General features: G+C 46.8%; 16 protein-coding genes. 15 read left to right on the top strand and 1 reads right to left on the bottom strand.

Going from position 1 to position 13,606, the window contains the following annotated elements:
* Positions 1 to 131 precede the first annotated feature (131 nt).
* The 11 genes from IPJ67_03485 (at position 132) to IPJ67_03435 (ending at position 5,235) form a co-directional block, all read left to right on the top strand.
* On the top strand, positions 132 to 338 hold the full coding sequence (locus tag IPJ67_03485; protein QQR77184.1) for a helix-turn-helix transcriptional regulator: 207 nt from the start codon (positions 132 to 134) through the stop codon (positions 336 to 338).
* A 2-nt stretch (positions 339 to 340) separates the two neighbouring features.
* A complete protein-coding gene (locus tag IPJ67_03480; protein QQR77183.1) occupies positions 341 to 553 on the top strand; it encodes a hypothetical protein in 213 nt (70 codons plus the stop codon).
* A 17-nt stretch (positions 554 to 570) separates the two neighbouring features.
* On the top strand, positions 571 to 1,338 hold the full coding sequence (locus IPJ67_03475; protein QQR77182.1) for a restriction endonuclease: 768 nt from the start codon (positions 571 to 573) through the stop codon (positions 1,336 to 1,338).
* A gap of 26 nt (positions 1,339 to 1,364) precedes the next feature.
* Positions 1,365 to 1,568 carry a hypothetical protein gene (locus IPJ67_03470; GenBank protein ID QQR77181.1) on the top strand — a complete coding sequence of 68 codons (204 nt, stop codon included), beginning with the start codon at positions 1,365 to 1,367 and terminating at the stop codon, positions 1,566 to 1,568.
* 306 nt (positions 1,569 to 1,874) lie between these two features.
* Complete coding sequence (locus tag IPJ67_03465) at positions 1,875 to 2,348, top strand: hypothetical protein (GenBank protein ID QQR77180.1); 474 nt, start codon at positions 1,875 to 1,877, stop codon at positions 2,346 to 2,348.
* 25 nt (positions 2,349 to 2,373) lie between these two features.
* Positions 2,374 to 2,544, top strand: a complete 171-nt coding sequence (locus IPJ67_03460; protein QQR77179.1) for a hypothetical protein — start codon at positions 2,374 to 2,376, stop codon at positions 2,542 to 2,544.
* A gap of 76 nt (positions 2,545 to 2,620) precedes the next feature.
* Positions 2,621 to 3,025 (top strand): tryptophan-rich sensory protein, encoded by a 405-nt coding sequence (locus tag IPJ67_03455; protein QQR77178.1) that lies wholly within the window; start codon positions 2,621 to 2,623, stop codon positions 3,023 to 3,025.
* A 4-nt stretch (positions 3,026 to 3,029) separates the two neighbouring features.
* On the top strand, positions 3,030 to 3,668 hold the full coding sequence (locus tag IPJ67_03450; GenBank protein QQR77177.1) for a heme-binding protein: 639 nt from the start codon (positions 3,030 to 3,032) through the stop codon (positions 3,666 to 3,668).
* A 13-nt stretch (positions 3,669 to 3,681) separates the two neighbouring features.
* On the top strand, positions 3,682 to 4,080 hold the full coding sequence (locus IPJ67_03445; GenBank protein QQR77176.1) for a DUF2177 family protein: 399 nt from the start codon (positions 3,682 to 3,684) through the stop codon (positions 4,078 to 4,080).
* Positions 4,077 to 4,844 (top strand): DUF1295 domain-containing protein, encoded by a 768-nt coding sequence (locus IPJ67_03440; GenBank protein ID QQR77175.1) that lies wholly within the window; start codon positions 4,077 to 4,079, stop codon positions 4,842 to 4,844. Before IPJ67_03445 ends, IPJ67_03440 begins: the two co-directional genes overlap by 4 nt.
* Before the next feature lie 4 nt (positions 4,845 to 4,848).
* Positions 4,849 to 5,235, top strand: a complete 387-nt coding sequence (locus IPJ67_03435) for a pyrimidine dimer DNA glycosylase (protein ID QQR77174.1) — start codon at positions 4,849 to 4,851, stop codon at positions 5,233 to 5,235.
* A 127-nt stretch (positions 5,236 to 5,362) separates the two neighbouring features.
* On the opposite strand, the gene IPJ67_03430 is transcribed toward IPJ67_03435, so the two are convergent.
* On the bottom strand, positions 5,363 to 6,064 hold the full coding sequence (locus IPJ67_03430; GenBank protein ID QQR77173.1) for a DUF389 domain-containing protein: 702 nt from the start codon (positions 6,062 to 6,064) through the stop codon (positions 5,363 to 5,365).
* A gap of 197 nt (positions 6,065 to 6,261) precedes the next feature.
* Here IPJ67_03430 and uvrA point away from each other — a divergent pair, with 197 nt between their 5' ends.
* The 4 genes from uvrA (at position 6,262) to IPJ67_03410 (ending at position 13,449) form a co-directional block, all read left to right on the top strand.
* Positions 6,262 to 9,186, top strand: a complete 2,925-nt coding sequence (uvrA, locus tag IPJ67_03425; GenBank protein ID QQR77172.1) for an excinuclease ABC subunit UvrA — start codon at positions 6,262 to 6,264, stop codon at positions 9,184 to 9,186.
* 13 nt (positions 9,187 to 9,199) lie between these two features.
* Entirely contained in the window at positions 9,200 to 10,135 is a 936-nt protein-coding gene (locus IPJ67_03420) for a hypothetical protein (GenBank protein ID QQR77171.1), read from the top strand.
* 61 nt (positions 10,136 to 10,196) lie between these two features.
* Positions 10,197 to 10,862, top strand: coding sequence for a hypothetical protein (locus IPJ67_03415; GenBank protein QQR77170.1), 666 nt, complete (start codon positions 10,197 to 10,199; stop codon positions 10,860 to 10,862).
* Positions 10,863 to 11,043: 181 nt separating this feature from the next.
* Positions 11,044 to 13,449 (top strand): hypothetical protein, encoded by a 2,406-nt coding sequence (locus tag IPJ67_03410; GenBank protein ID QQR77169.1) that lies wholly within the window; start codon positions 11,044 to 11,046, stop codon positions 13,447 to 13,449.
* Positions 13,450 to 13,606 lie beyond the last annotated feature (157 nt).

The raw sequence follows: 13,606 nt of genomic DNA, 5'->3' as shown, positions 1-13,606 counted from the left end.
GAAAACCTCTGAATCTCGAACTTTATTGCATAATAGTGAGCCCGTTTTCCGGCCTTTTCTTGCTCCCAAATTGTATTTGCAAAAAGTTATATTGTTGTAGTAAAATACAACAAGTGTGATATATTCTTTTTATGGAAGACTACTCGAAAAAGCTTGGAGAAAATCTCAAGGAAATCAGAACAAGGAAAAATACTACTCAGACCGAGATTGCCAGACAACTCGCTGTTGATAAATCTTTTATTAGCAACATTGAGAATGGGAAGACAAATCCGACGCTTTCGACTATTGCGAATCTGGCCAAGGCTCTAGGTGTTCCGATTAACGAACTTTTGAAATAATTATGACCACGCAAAATCAAACAAGTACCAAGATAGTGATATTTCAGAAAAAGGAAGTTCGAAAGATTCTTTATAAAAATGAATGGTGGTTTTCTATAATTGATGTTATCGAGGTTTTAACAGATACCGCGCGCCCCCGAAAATATTGGAGCGACCTCAAGAAAAAACTTATAAAAGAGGGCTACTCTGAAGTGTCCGAAAATATCGGACAGTAGCTAAAATTTGGAAACACATGAAGCTGACTTTTGATGAAAATTTAATAGCGAACTATACCAGCTCCTCTCAAAAAATCCGAGTTTTGAGTGAGGGCTGGGTTTTGCGAGAAATTTATTGTCCAAGTTGCGGCGAATCAATTTTTGAATATCAAAATAACAGGCCTGTTGCTGATTTTTATTGTGTGAAATGCATGGAAGACTTTGAACTTAAATCAAAACAGAGAAAGTTTGGAAAAAAGGTATCTGCAGGCGCTTACTCAAAAATGGTAGAGAGGATTAACTCCAATGGAAAACCAAATTTCTTTTTCATGAACTATCTTTTGGAGATGTTAAGCGTTAATGATTTTTTTGTTATTCCAAAGCATTTTTTTGTTTCTGAAATTATCGAAAAACGAAAACCTCTAGCAGAAAACGCAAGGCGAGCTGGTTGGATTGGTTCAAATATTTTATTCTCTAAAATACCAAAAGCAGGACAAATTTTCTATATCGAAAACGGGAAAGAGCTTGCCAAAAAAGATGTTTTGGAAAAATGGCAAAAGACCGTATTTCTGAAAAAAGTTAAAAAAACTGATGCTAAGGGTTGGATTTTGGATATTATGAATTGCGTTGATTCAATTAATAAAAAAGAATTTACATTGCAAGAAGTGTATGCTTTTGAGAGTGATTTATCTGTAATTCACCCTGAAAACAAGAATATTAAGCCAAAAGTAAGACAGCAGTTACAATTTTTACGGGATAAGGGGTATCTCGAGTTTGTGGGGGATGGAAAATATCGCTTGACATAAGAATAGATTCGATCAAAGATCTGGGCATGAAGAGTGAAACAAAAAAATACCCAAAACATGCGTGCCAACATTGTGGGGCAGAGCGCAAGTTCGTTGAAACACTTATTGATGACGAGTTTTTTTGGAGTGATAAGGAGAGGATGTATCAGCCAAACGGCTTTACCGACATGTTTGAGCATACTGGAAATAACCGTTGTGCTGAATGCGAGGAAGAATGGACGGGATCATAGATCTTGTTGGCGTGGAAACGGGTCGCCAGAAGTCGCTCGAAATATTATTTTTCGTTACTCAAATGCAAAAACCTTTAAAGATTTAATTTATCCAGAGAGAAACACTGTTATGCGCACTACCCTGAAGTGTGTGGCTATGGTGTGAGACAAGCTCGCTGTGGATATGTGAAAGCGAGAATGTAATGAAAAAATGTTGTTAAATCTTTCAATTGAACATTAAGCAAGTTCGCTCTTATTTCATCTTACTCTTTCTGTATCAAGCCTGTGGTATTGAGAAATCTCCATCACCGGTTGGAATCAAAATCTATGACTCCATACAAACACACGCAAATTGGATATCTGATGTTGGTTGTTCTGTTGGCCGTGCTGGGGCTCTTTGTGAGGGTTTATATTTCGGCTTTGGCTGAGCCTCCTTCAGTTGACTCTGGTCCAAATTTCGCCATTTCTGCTGTAATGGTGTTTATTCTGTTTGTGCTTGCATCGTTTGTCACGCTAACAGTCTTGATTGATGAAAATTTTCTTCGGATCAAATTTGGTTGCGGAATTTTTTCCAAGAAGTTTGCGCTGGATCAGATAGCTTCAGTCAGATCGGTAAAGAATCGTTGGTATTATGGATGGGGAATACGATTGTGGCTGTGGCCCAAAATGTGGATATACAATGTTTCGGGTTTTGATGCGGTTGAGATAACTCTGAAAAATGGAAAAGTCTATCGCATAGGAACGGATGTTCCCGAAGAACTTGAAGCTGCAGTGAAGCGATCTATGAATTCCTCTCAGTGAAAACGAACGATGAATAGTGGAGTGGATGCTTTCTTTGGCAATTTCGAGTACACTGGTAATGGATTGTGTGCGCGATGAGGAGAGTGACGGACGGGCGCATAATTTTACTCATCATCGGAATGGCATTGCTTCTTTGGGGTATCGCGATCACATGGAGCCCCATCTTCATCTTCTTTTCCGGCTTCTTAGTCTTTAGTGGGTGTATCTTTTCTGTCGCATGAGAGAAAGACACCTACCTGGTTGCATAAGTAGACTATTAAAATAATAACTCTATGAATACATACAACTGGTATTCACAATTAATAAAACCAACATGGGCTCCGCCGAGCTGGCTCTTTGGACCAGTGTGGACAGTTTTGTATGCGATTATTGCCGTCTCCTTTGGCACTGTTTTTTATAGGGTGTTCACCAAGCAGATTCCTTGGGTTGTGGCTTTGCCTTTTGCACTCAATTTACTTTTTAATTTTGCTTTCACGCCAATTCAATTCGGACTCAAAAATAACCTACTAGCGGCAGTGGATATCTTGTTCGTTGTTGGTACCCTTATCTGGGCATTCTATACAGTTTGGCACAATGTACCTGAACTCCGTTGGGTAGTCTATGTCAACATCCCGTATCTTCTCTGGGGCACCTTTGCCACTTGTTTACAATTAACTATAACGTATCTCAATAAATAGAATTATGAATAGTGTCCTCATCGCTCTGGTCGTCATTGTCGTGCTCTGGTCTATTTGGGGATTTTTTGGTTCTCGTGTCGAACAGGCCGACTATACGGTGGTGAAGAAGATGAGTGGTTATGAAGTGCGACAATATCCGGCGCATATTGTCGCTCAGACGACAGTGCGTGGTTCCTATGGAGAATCGATGGCTAATGGTTTTAGAATTGTGGCGGGATATATTTTTGGCGGGAATGCCAAGAAAGAAAGCATTGCCATGACCGCGCCGGTGGTAGCACAAAAAGAAGGAGTGAAGAATGTTTCGGAAAACATCGCTATGACCGCGCCCGTTATGGTGACGGGGGAGGGAGACTCGCAGACGATATCTTTTGGTATGCCACGCTCGTATACCCTAGAAACACTGCCGACACCAAATGATTCGAGAGTTAAGATCGTAATGATTCCAGAAAAGAAATACGCGGTGATGAAGTTTTCTTGGTATCGGTCGGATGCGAGAATAAAAAGTATGCAAGAAAAATTACTCTCACTCCTTGCTCGTGACGGAGTCGTGGTACAACAGGGCGCTTCATACGCCGGATACAATGCGCCATGGACACCACCGTGGATGAATCGCAACGAAGTGTTGGTGGAAATGAGTAACTAATTTCTTACATTTTATGTTTATAAAACTATACGCAATTGCATTACCGGTATTCCTTGCTATTGATATGCTTTGGCTTGGAGTGGTTGCCAAAGGATTTTATGCCAAACAAATTGGTTCGCTCTTGAAACCAGATGTGAATTGGACAGCGGCAATTCTTTTTTATCTCTTATTTATCGTTGGTCTTGTAGTTTTTATTATTACACCAGCGATTGAGAAAGGATCATGGACTCACGCGCTTCTTTTCGGCGCTTTGTTTGGCTTAGTTTGCTATGCTACCTATGACCTAACGAATTTGGCAGTTGCGAAAGATTGGCCACTTCTGGTGACAATGGTGGATTTGGTGTGGGGGGCAGTGCTTGCAGCTTCTGTATCAACCATAACCTATTTCATCGCGATTAAAACTGGTTTATGAATTATTACCTAAACATCATTTTGGTATTGTTTGTATACATGAGCCTATGGTTTGTGGTGTCTCTCGTCAAAAAGAGAAATGATGTGGCTGATGTAGCGTGGGGCTTGGGGTTTGTGCTTATGACATGGACATCCTTTTTCCTTTCGGGTGATTTCGGAATACAGGGAGTCTTGGTGGGCGTATTGGTAAGTATTTGGGGATTGCGCCTCGCGTGGCATATTTACAATCGAAACAAGGGTAAGGCGGAGGATTATCGGTATCTTGCGTGGCGTAAAGAATGGGGCACATGGTTTTACCTGCGTTCGTATGCGCAAGTGTATCTTTTGCAAGGTCTACTTTTATTTCTCATTGTTCTGCCGGTATTGCTTATAAACAAGAGTGCGGGAACAGCACTAGGTATACTCGATATACTTGGTGTTGCCGTGTGGCTTTTTGGATTTTATTTTGAATCCGTGGGTGATGCACAGTTGGCACAATTTATTAAAAATCCAGAAAATAAGGGAAAGTTGATGCAAAAAGGACTTTGGGCATACACTCGCCACCCGAATTATTTTGGTGAAGTAGCGCAGTGGTGGGGTTTGTGGTTCATCGCCCTCTCTGTTCCAAATGGTTTGCTTGGTATTGTTGGACCGATCACGATTACCTTTTTAATTTTGAAGGTATCTGGCATTCCAATGCTTGAGAAAAAAATGGCTGAGAACCAGGAATTTGCCGAATATAAGAGAAGGGTGAGCGTATTTATTCCAATGTTTCCAAAGAAATAATGGTATGCGTGTATGGGATATACATCCGAAACATTTGTGTCGGAAGCACTTGCTCGCGGAGCATAGAGAACTCCATGGACTTTGGAATATTCTGACCAAGCATAAAGGCAAGGGTGGATATTCTAGACATCCGGAGACTTTGCGCTGGGTTGGCAAAGAAAAGGCACTCTACTTGAGACACGAAGCGCTTGTAAAAGAATTTGATCGTCGCGGATACAAGCATCACACCCCGCTTAATAAGCAATTTGCTATTGGTTCTAGTAGCCAGAGCGTGTTTATTGATACCTTAGATGAACAAAGAGTTATTCTTAAGCAGAAACCTTGCGAATGTCTGTGTATGTTTGAAGGCGACGTGCTCAAAAATGGTAGGACAAAATCTGTTTTCAGATAGTCGGGAATTTGGAAACAAAAAGAGGGCGGCTTAAAGGACTATCCACAGTCCTTTCCAAGCCCCCTCCTATTTCTCGGAAAAATAGTTTGTTTTACCCCCTGTTTTTTCTTTGGAAATAGGGAGACTGCTATTCCTCGTCTTTTTCTTTGGTTTCGAGTTGTTGAGTACGTATTTCTTCTTGGAGGGTGGCGGTCGCGACGGAGCGCTTGATGTAGAAGTTCATGAGAGAGAAGACAATCATGGTGGCGAAGACAATGCCGACGATATTGGTGAGGAAGAGGAGAAAGGCGCCGCTTGTGATAGCCCAGTTGAGTCGGGCGATTCCCATGCCGATGACGGCAAGTGGCGGAATGAGGGAGACGGAGACAGCGATACCGGGGATGGTGTCGCTCATGGTGGGATTGACGCGAGCGAAGGCGACGGCGAATCCGGCGACGAATGCGATGGAGAAATAGATGAGCGAGGGGAGGGTGCGACTCATGACTTCTGCGCCGAAGGGATTCGAGAGAAAGAGTGTTGAGACAGCGGCGAGTCCCACGCCGAGCGCGGATGAGAGGAAGAGTGTGCGGACGGATCGCATGAGGAGTGAGCTGTCGGACATGACGATACCGAGAGAGAGGGAGAGAATCGGAGAAAGAATGGGTGCGATAAGCATACTGCCGATGACGACGGCGGAGTTGTTGAGCGCGAGACCGAAGGTCGCCATGAGTACGGAGAGTCCAATGAGGAGGAAAAACGATGGTCGCGGCATTGACTCGTGAATGAGATCTTTGACTGCTTTGGATTTGTCTTCTTCTGTGAGATCGCTAAAGAGTGATGTCATAAACATGGAGAAATAAAGAGGGAATCTCTGCTCGATATCGAGCACACTTGCTTTCAAGATACAGTATATCGCACAAATCTGTGTTTTGCCACGATGTTGGTGATTTGTGTCCGGTGGAATGCGAATACTCCCGCAAAAGTGACAATTGCGGAAAATTGCGGTACAATGGGTGGCAATGCATCGTTTTTTATACCTGTTCCGCTATGCCAAAAACTGCTGTGGCACGAGTCGACTCGGGAGTGAAGAAGAAGTCCAAACGCGCGGTAATCGAGATTCGGGGTGCGCGCGTAAACAATTTGAAAGGAGTGGACGTGGATATTCCGCGTGAGAAATTTGTGGTGATTACGGGGTTGTCGGGGTCGGGGAAATCGTCGCTTGCCTTCGATACTATTCATGCGGAGGCGAATCGTCGGTACATGGAGTCGGTCTCGTCGTATGCGCGGCATTTCATGGAGGCTCTTGATCGGCCGGACGTGGACTTTATCTCCAACCTGAGTCCATCGATATCTATCGATCAGAAGAGTATCACGCGCTCGCCGCGATCGACAGTGGGGACGCTCACGGAAGCGTATGACTATATTCGCGTGCTCTTTGCCAAGGCGGGTGCGCCGCACTGTCCCATGTGTGGGAAGCGTCTTGACCGACGAGAGTCGCAGGATATTTTGCGAGAGATTCTCGACTTTCCCGATGGGACGCGGACGATGTTTCTGACCAAAATGGAACAGACGCGCAAGAAGACAGAGAAAGAGGCGCTTCAAATACTACTCCAAGCGGGCTATGCGCGCGTGCGTTTTCATAATCAAATCATGCTCATATCCGAAGCGACGCCACACGCTTCCGATATGTTGCTTTCTGAGATGGATGTTGTGATCGACCGCATAACGCTCAATGCAAAGCGTCCGGATGTCGAGCGGGTGCTTGATTCGATTGAAACGGCGTTTAAGTTGGGGCATGGAACGCTCACGGTGGTGGTGAATGGATCGGAGGAGCGTCACTATAGTCGCGAATATCTCTGCGCATCATGTGGCACGGGCATCACGGATATCACACCGCATACGTTTTCGTTCAATAATCCCGAGGGTGCCTGCAAGGCCTGCGCCGGTCTTGGGAAGAAGCTCGAGCTTGATGCGGATTTGGTACTTCCAAACAAGAAACTCTCGTTTCTCGAGGGGGCGATTCGTCCGTGGAGTCGGACACCGTGTGCGTCGCCGTCGAATGGATGCGAAGATGATGACGACGATGCGGGTACGCTCGAGAGTGCCGGGCATGGCAATGGAAACGGGAAGCGCGAGTCTGGCAATGGGAGCTTTGAATTGTTGCGTGCATTTGCCGGGCGGCGACACATTGCGCTTGATGTGCCAGTATCGAAACTCAAGAAAGCCGATTTCAATGAAGTGCTCTTTGGCGAGTCTGGCGAGCGTCGTTCGAAGAAACCATTTTTCCCCGGGGTAATTCCGATTCTCGAGAAAAAATATCGCGAGACAAAGTCTGATCATATCCGCTCGAGCATCGAGAAATTCATGTCATCATCGCCGTGCCCATCATGCAAAGGGAAACGTTTGCGTCCGGAGGCACTTTCGGTATTGTTCGATGGGAAGTCAATTGATCAGCTGTCTGATATGCCGGTCGATCAGTTGGAGCAGTACCTTCTGGGTCTTTTGGCAGAAGCGTCTCTTGCCAAGGGAAATCGGATGACGGCGCCGCTTTTGCGGGAAGCGACGGAGCGACTCGGTGCGGTGCGGCAGGTCGGACTTGGCTATTTGGAACTCTCTCGAAGTGCCGAGACACTCTCGGGTGGGGAAGCTCAGCGTATCAAGCTCGCGACACAGATGAAGTCGGAATTGTCCGGTATACTCTATATTCTCGATGAGCCGTCAATCGGGCTTCACAACCGCGATACGGAACGTCTCATTGATACGCTTCGTGCGCTTCAAGGACAAGACAATTCTTTGGTGGTCGTGGAGCATGACCCGGCAATTATGCATGCAGCGGATTGGGTGGTTGATATGGGACCTGGCGCTGGGCGCGAGGGCGGGGAGGTGCTGTTCTCTGGGACACCAAAGGCTTTGTGGCAATCCAAGACGGAGACGGGTGCGTATCTTTCCGGTCGACGCAGTGTATCGACGAAGAAATCTTTCCGAAAATCCAAAAAAATGCTTTCAGTGATCGGCGCAACAGAACACAATCTCAAAAATGTTGACATGCATATTCCACTTGAGACATTCGTTGTCGTATCCGGCGTGTCCGGGTCGGGGAAGTCGACGCTTATTACGGATATTCTCGGGAGAGCGCTCCTCAGAGAGTTTCATGGTGCTCGCGCTTCGATTGGGAAGCACCGAGCGATTCGCGGTATGGAACATATCGATAAGGCGATTGTCGTTAACCAGGAAGCAATCGGGCGGACGCCACGCTCGAACGCGGTCACCTATACGGGTGCATGGACGCCGATTCGGGATCTTTTTGCCGCGACGGCAGAAGCGGAGAAGGCAGGGTTTTCGGCGAGTCATTTCAGCTTCAATATGCGTGGCGGGCGATGCGAAGTCTGTCAGGGAAGTGGTATGCGGAAGATTGAAATGTATCTCTTGCCGGATATGTATGTGCCGTGCGAGACCTGTGGTGGGACACGCTACAATGAGCGGACACTTGCAATCGAGTATCGCGGTATGAACGTGTCCGAGGTGCTCGATATGACGGTGACCGAGGCACGCGCGTTTTTCTTTGACCAGTCGGCAGTCGAGGAAAAGCTCCGTGCGCTTGATGAAGTGGGGCTGGGCTATCTTGTTTTGGGACAGAGCGCGACCAATCTTTCGGGTGGCGAAGCACAACGTATCAAGCTTGCGACCGAGCTCGCGCGGAAGGCAACTGGCAAGACGCTGTATATTCTCGATGAACCGACTATCGGTCTCCACTTCGAGGACATTCGTCGACTCCTCCTTATCCTCGACGCACTTGTCGATAAAGGAAACACCGTGCTTGTTGTTGAGCATAATTCTGAAGTGATCCGCCATAGTGACTGGGTAATCGATCTGGGACCCGAAGGGGGTGCTGCTGGCGGTGAAATTGTCTTTGCGGGGACGCCTACCGATCTCAAGAAATGCAAACGCAGCTTGACGGGGAAGTATTTGTGATGTTTCTCATACTATGACCTCTCTTCATCGCGCTCTTCTCGAGACGGTTGCGTACTATGATGCGTTTGACTATCCGCTTACGGAATTTGAGGTGTGGAAATTCCTCTTGATGTCCGATGGTGAGGGAATGACGATGGAGCAAGTGTCGTTTCGCGAAGTGAGGGAGACTCTCAATGGAAGTTATTTGCGGAAGCGCTTGGGACGAGAGTATGGGTTTGTGTTCTTGCGCGGGCGGGAACGCCTCATCGCGACGCGCCTTGAGCGGCAGAAAATCGCCGATCGGAATATCCGAGGCGCGCGGAAAATTGCGAGCATTATGCGATTCTTTCCTTTTGTGCGCATGGTGGGGTTGACGGGGAGTCTTTCCATGAAGAACGCCGATCGCGGAAGTGACTGGGATTTCTTTATTGTGCTTCGAAGTGGCTCTATCTGGACGGGGCGCGCGACGGTGACGGCACTGCTTCATCTCTTCGGATTGCGTCGGCACGGCAGACATATTGCGCGTCGAGCCTGTCTCAATTTCTGGGTGACGACGCATTCACTCGAGATTCGACTCAAGGATCTTTTTTCATCGAGCGAGTACTTTTTCATTATTCCATTTTTCGGCGAGTCTGTTTTTCGGAAATTCCAACGCTCAAACGGATGGATACGCCGGTTCCGTCCGCATTTTGAAAGCGCGCGACTCCCTCACAGCGCGCTTCTCCCGGACACTTTCTGGGCGCGACTGTCGAGGACGATAGGGGAAATACTTTTGGTAGGCATTGGTTTTGAGTCTCTGCTTCGCCGACTTCAGAAGCAGAAAATTGCCGCGAATCCAAAAACGAATACATCCGAAGGCATCATTGAGGCGACCGATGAGGCACTCGTCTTCCTCCCGCATCCTCGCGGTCCCCAAGTCTTCGAATCCTTCCGCCGCCGCATGAGCGACGTCGAAACCGCCGTTTTGTAGTGAGAGTACATTTTTACATTTGACAAAAATACGTACATAAACTATAGTAATTCACACATTTATGAAACTCCCAAACAAGTACGTGCTTTTCGGTATCATTTCAGCAATTCTCATCGCCACCATTGTCGGTGCGTGGTGTGTTTTCCGAAATCAGAAAACGACTCAGTCTGTTCAGGATAAAATTTCTTCTTTGGAACAATCTAATTCTCAACGGAGCACCTCTCAAAGTGAGATTGAAAGCGTTAAAGATCTCATTGATGGGGAGTATACTTTTGCACCGGTTGATACCTCCACTTGGCAGACCTATCGAGACGAAGAATTAGGATTTGAGGTGAAGATACCAGAAGATTGGAGCGGAAAGGCGGATGGTGAAGGGGTTTGTTTGCAGGAAAAGGAAAGAAAGTACTTTGTTGAAGAGACATCTGTTTGTCCGATACGGATTTCTTTTTCAGACAGGGAAAATCTGCAAGCATCGAGATTTCATGATATTCTCTCTCGTCGAATAAAAACTCCTGAAAATAAGGTGTGGCACACGAGAGTTGATGGTTATGATACTATTGTATCTTATGGATTTGGCAATGTGTTAGCATACATATTTTATGGGAATAAATATTATCTTGTTTCCTCTGAATTAGATGGGACATTTGAATCAGGCGAAAATTTTTATCCGTCGGAATTGGCTACACTGTACCCATGGATTCTTACGAGGATGGCATTTCTAAAGTAGTGTTCTACAGATTTCACGTTATAAATTTGCGTGAAATCTGTAGGGCGTGACTTAACGTTTTGTTGGTTTACTCCTACATGTGAGTTCTTTGAGATAAGAGCTCTTTAAAAATACGACATGAGGTATCTTTGCGATGAAGAGAATGTTGAGTTTGTTCTTTCTGATAGGCGAAGGATTACTGTTGAATGTAGTTCACGCGGCTGACCAAACTCTGAATGGACTCTACTACCCCACCGGAACATCTAAATTTAGTGTCGGTGGTGACTACATGGAGAAAGATTATCTTGGCGATGGACTGTGGGATCATCTATCTGTTGATGTAATAGCACCTCTTAATTATGAGGTGCTGATGGTGGCTGATGGTATCATTAGCTATATCTCATGTAATGGGTGGGGCTCTGGAAATGTCGGTGTTGTGTTTCGTCATTACACGGATGATGGCAGGCCATTTGCTTCTCTTTCTGCTCATATGCAATGGGAAGATTTTTACGAGCGATTTGGAAAGGATTCAAATGGTGTGGAGCAAATAAAGAGGAGCGAAAAAGGAGGTTGTTTTCGGCAGGATATTTCTGGAAAAAATATCTTAGTGAAAGCAGGGAAGCCTGTTGGCAAGGTAGGGTATTATATCGGAGGTGATCATGTTCATGAGACGGTGTGGGATACAAAGGATGAGTGCATAACCATCCCACCAAAACATTTTGGACGAGTGCTGATTTCTGATCATCCAGACAGGAATGACCCGTTATGCACTGTTCATCCGTTTCAAAATTCTATTCACCCCGCCACCCTCATCCCCAAAGGCACACAAGATTTTTACCGAGGAGGTGACTATATCTACCAAGGTTCCGACCTCTGTGCTACGGCGAATGCTCGCTTCAAGATTGTTGATGGATTGAGGAGTGACTACTGGGTGACGAAAGAAGTGAGTCAGAGTGAGGCATGTCCCGGAATCGAGAAAGCCATCGAGTCCACACTACAAAGCGCTAGGGACAATGGTGGAGTCGTAAAGGTTAGCGATATCGTTAGCGTGGAGAAGGCTCCATGGTGGTCATCGTGGTTGAGTTTCTTGTTTTCCAGATTGGATTCGCTCTTCAGTCTTGTCCAAACGCCAGCGGCGCTTGCTGCCGATCCATCGGTTCAGCGAGATCTCGTGGTGCACAATGCGGGTGAAGTCTATGAGATCAAGGGAACAAATAAGCGGGTGGTTATCCTGACTGACGGTCCCGGTATGAACGGAGACAAGGCAATTGACCTGGGCAGCTATGCCGAGGCGGATCCTGCCGAGACCTTTGCTCCCATCACAGGGAACAATGCGAGCGGGAAACAATCCGATCTCGTCGTGACCAAGCTCTGGACGGAGCGAAGCAGTGGTCATGTATGGAATACCATTGGCTTTGGCGACACGGTGTGTATGGTTGCCGAGAGTAAGAATGCCGGAAACAAGGATGTATCGAGAGATGTGAAAATCACTTTCTATGTCTCGAAAGGCAATCGAGAAGACAAGCATCCCGATCCGGTTGGATCCGAAATGATTCCAGCGAAGTACCTCAGCAAGGTACGGACAGCCAAAGCAACTACGAGGCACTGCGTTGATATCCACGGAGACAATTACCCGTCCGGGTATCCGGGCGCATTCAACTTCGGGGTGCACATTGACCCCGACAACAGGGAGCCTGAATCGAACGAGAAGAACAATTGGAAAGGTGAGCAGGTCTTTACGCTGACGGAAAACCCGCATCTTTCCATATCGCAGCTGTGGTTTTCCAACCCGGCAGCGCAACCCGGAGAAGGTGTGACGGCGTATGTGCGAATTCGGAATTCGGGCACGCCCTTTGGTTCCGACAAGGTGAATACCGAGTGGAGAGTGCAAGGACCGCAGTACGGTCCCGATCCGATTGTCATTGGTTTCGACCAAACGAGACATGATCATCTTCGTACCAATGACGAGGCTCAGGAGGAAGTTTCATTCGTCATGCCGACGATGCCGGGAGACTATGTGTTCTCGGCAGAGGTGGACTACGACTTTCGTACAGCGCAGTCTGATCGGAGTGTGATGACTGCCTCAATATCGTTTACCATTTCCGAACCGGAAAACGATGACATAGAGGACGGAACGCTCGTAGATCCAAATGCTCCGATTGCTTGCCCGCTGATCACTCCCGATACGTGGGAAAAATGGAGTGTGCAGCCCTACTCACCGCCCTTCGATTGGTTTTCGGGGAATCGTCTGGTTATTTCCCCGATATGCTCTCCAAACCAACCCGATATGCTTGATCTGATATTCGGGACGGAGGGTGACCCGAATGTGCTTGTCTACAAGACGGTGCATGTTCGCAACAGCAAGACGGGGGTGGATACAACGCTCACCGTTGAATGCTCTGAGGGTGAACTGTGGGGTGACTACTGCCGGGGTGGTGCGAGGCTTACTGTCTCGGGTGCTCAGGTAGATACGAGCTCGGTAGTACAACCGACGCTCATTCTCGCCTATATCTGTCACCAGGTGGACGATGTATGGAAGTGTGGGTGCAAGGATGTGACATGTACGGAACAGGGTTATCAGCAGCAAGCAGCAGCGATTGCTCACTGAAGTGAGGAGTGTAAGTATGGATGAAATGGAAAGGATTGATTGAAGGGAATATGAACCCCCGCAGACAGGATGTCTGGCGGGGGAGTTTTTTTGGTTGGTGAGATTGTTTGGTATACTTTCTTTGGTGATGTGAGTGTTCCAACTTTTGATATTTTTC

Source organism: Candidatus Moraniibacteriota bacterium (assembly GCA_016699385.1).
In the GTDB taxonomy this organism is placed as follows: Bacteria; Patescibacteriota; Minisyncoccia; order Moranbacterales; family UBA1568.
This window is presented reverse-complemented; position numbering and strand designations above follow the sequence as displayed.

Excerpts from the sequence above, each read along its gene's own strand:
- IPJ67_03460 (QQR77179.1), top strand. The coding sequence starts at position 2,374 with ATGCTTTCTTTGGCAATTTCGAGTACACTGGTAATGGATTGTGTGCGC.
- IPJ67_03470 (QQR77181.1), top strand. The coding sequence starts at position 1,365 with ATGAAGAGTGAAACAAAAAAATACCCAAAACATGCGTGCCAACATTGT.
- IPJ67_03450 (QQR77177.1), top strand. The coding sequence starts at position 3,030 with ATGAATAGTGTCCTCATCGCTCTGGTCGTCATTGTCGTGCTCTGGTCT.
- uvrA (QQR77172.1), top strand. The coding sequence starts at position 6,262 with ATGCCAAAAACTGCTGTGGCACGAGTCGACTCGGGAGTGAAGAAGAAG.
- IPJ67_03420 (QQR77171.1), top strand. The coding sequence starts at position 9,200 with ATGACCTCTCTTCATCGCGCTCTTCTCGAGACGGTTGCGTACTATGAT.
- IPJ67_03430 (QQR77173.1), bottom strand. The coding sequence starts at position 6,064 with ATGTTTATGACATCACTCTTTAGCGATCTCACAGAAGAAGACAAATCC.
- IPJ67_03465 (QQR77180.1), top strand. The coding sequence starts at position 1,875 with ATGACTCCATACAAACACACGCAAATTGGATATCTGATGTTGGTTGTT.
- IPJ67_03445 (QQR77176.1), top strand. The coding sequence starts at position 3,682 with ATGTTTATAAAACTATACGCAATTGCATTACCGGTATTCCTTGCTATT.
- IPJ67_03480 (QQR77183.1), top strand. The coding sequence starts at position 341 with ATGACCACGCAAAATCAAACAAGTACCAAGATAGTGATATTTCAGAAA.
- IPJ67_03435 (QQR77174.1), top strand. The coding sequence starts at position 4,849 with ATGCGTGTATGGGATATACATCCGAAACATTTGTGTCGGAAGCACTTG.
- IPJ67_03440 (QQR77175.1), top strand. The coding sequence starts at position 4,077 with ATGAATTATTACCTAAACATCATTTTGGTATTGTTTGTATACATGAGC.
- IPJ67_03475 (QQR77182.1), top strand. The coding sequence starts at position 571 with ATGAAGCTGACTTTTGATGAAAATTTAATAGCGAACTATACCAGCTCC.
- IPJ67_03485 (QQR77184.1), top strand. The coding sequence starts at position 132 with ATGGAAGACTACTCGAAAAAGCTTGGAGAAAATCTCAAGGAAATCAGA.
- IPJ67_03415 (QQR77170.1), top strand. The coding sequence starts at position 10,197 with ATGAAACTCCCAAACAAGTACGTGCTTTTCGGTATCATTTCAGCAATT.
- IPJ67_03455 (QQR77178.1), top strand. The coding sequence starts at position 2,621 with ATGAATACATACAACTGGTATTCACAATTAATAAAACCAACATGGGCT.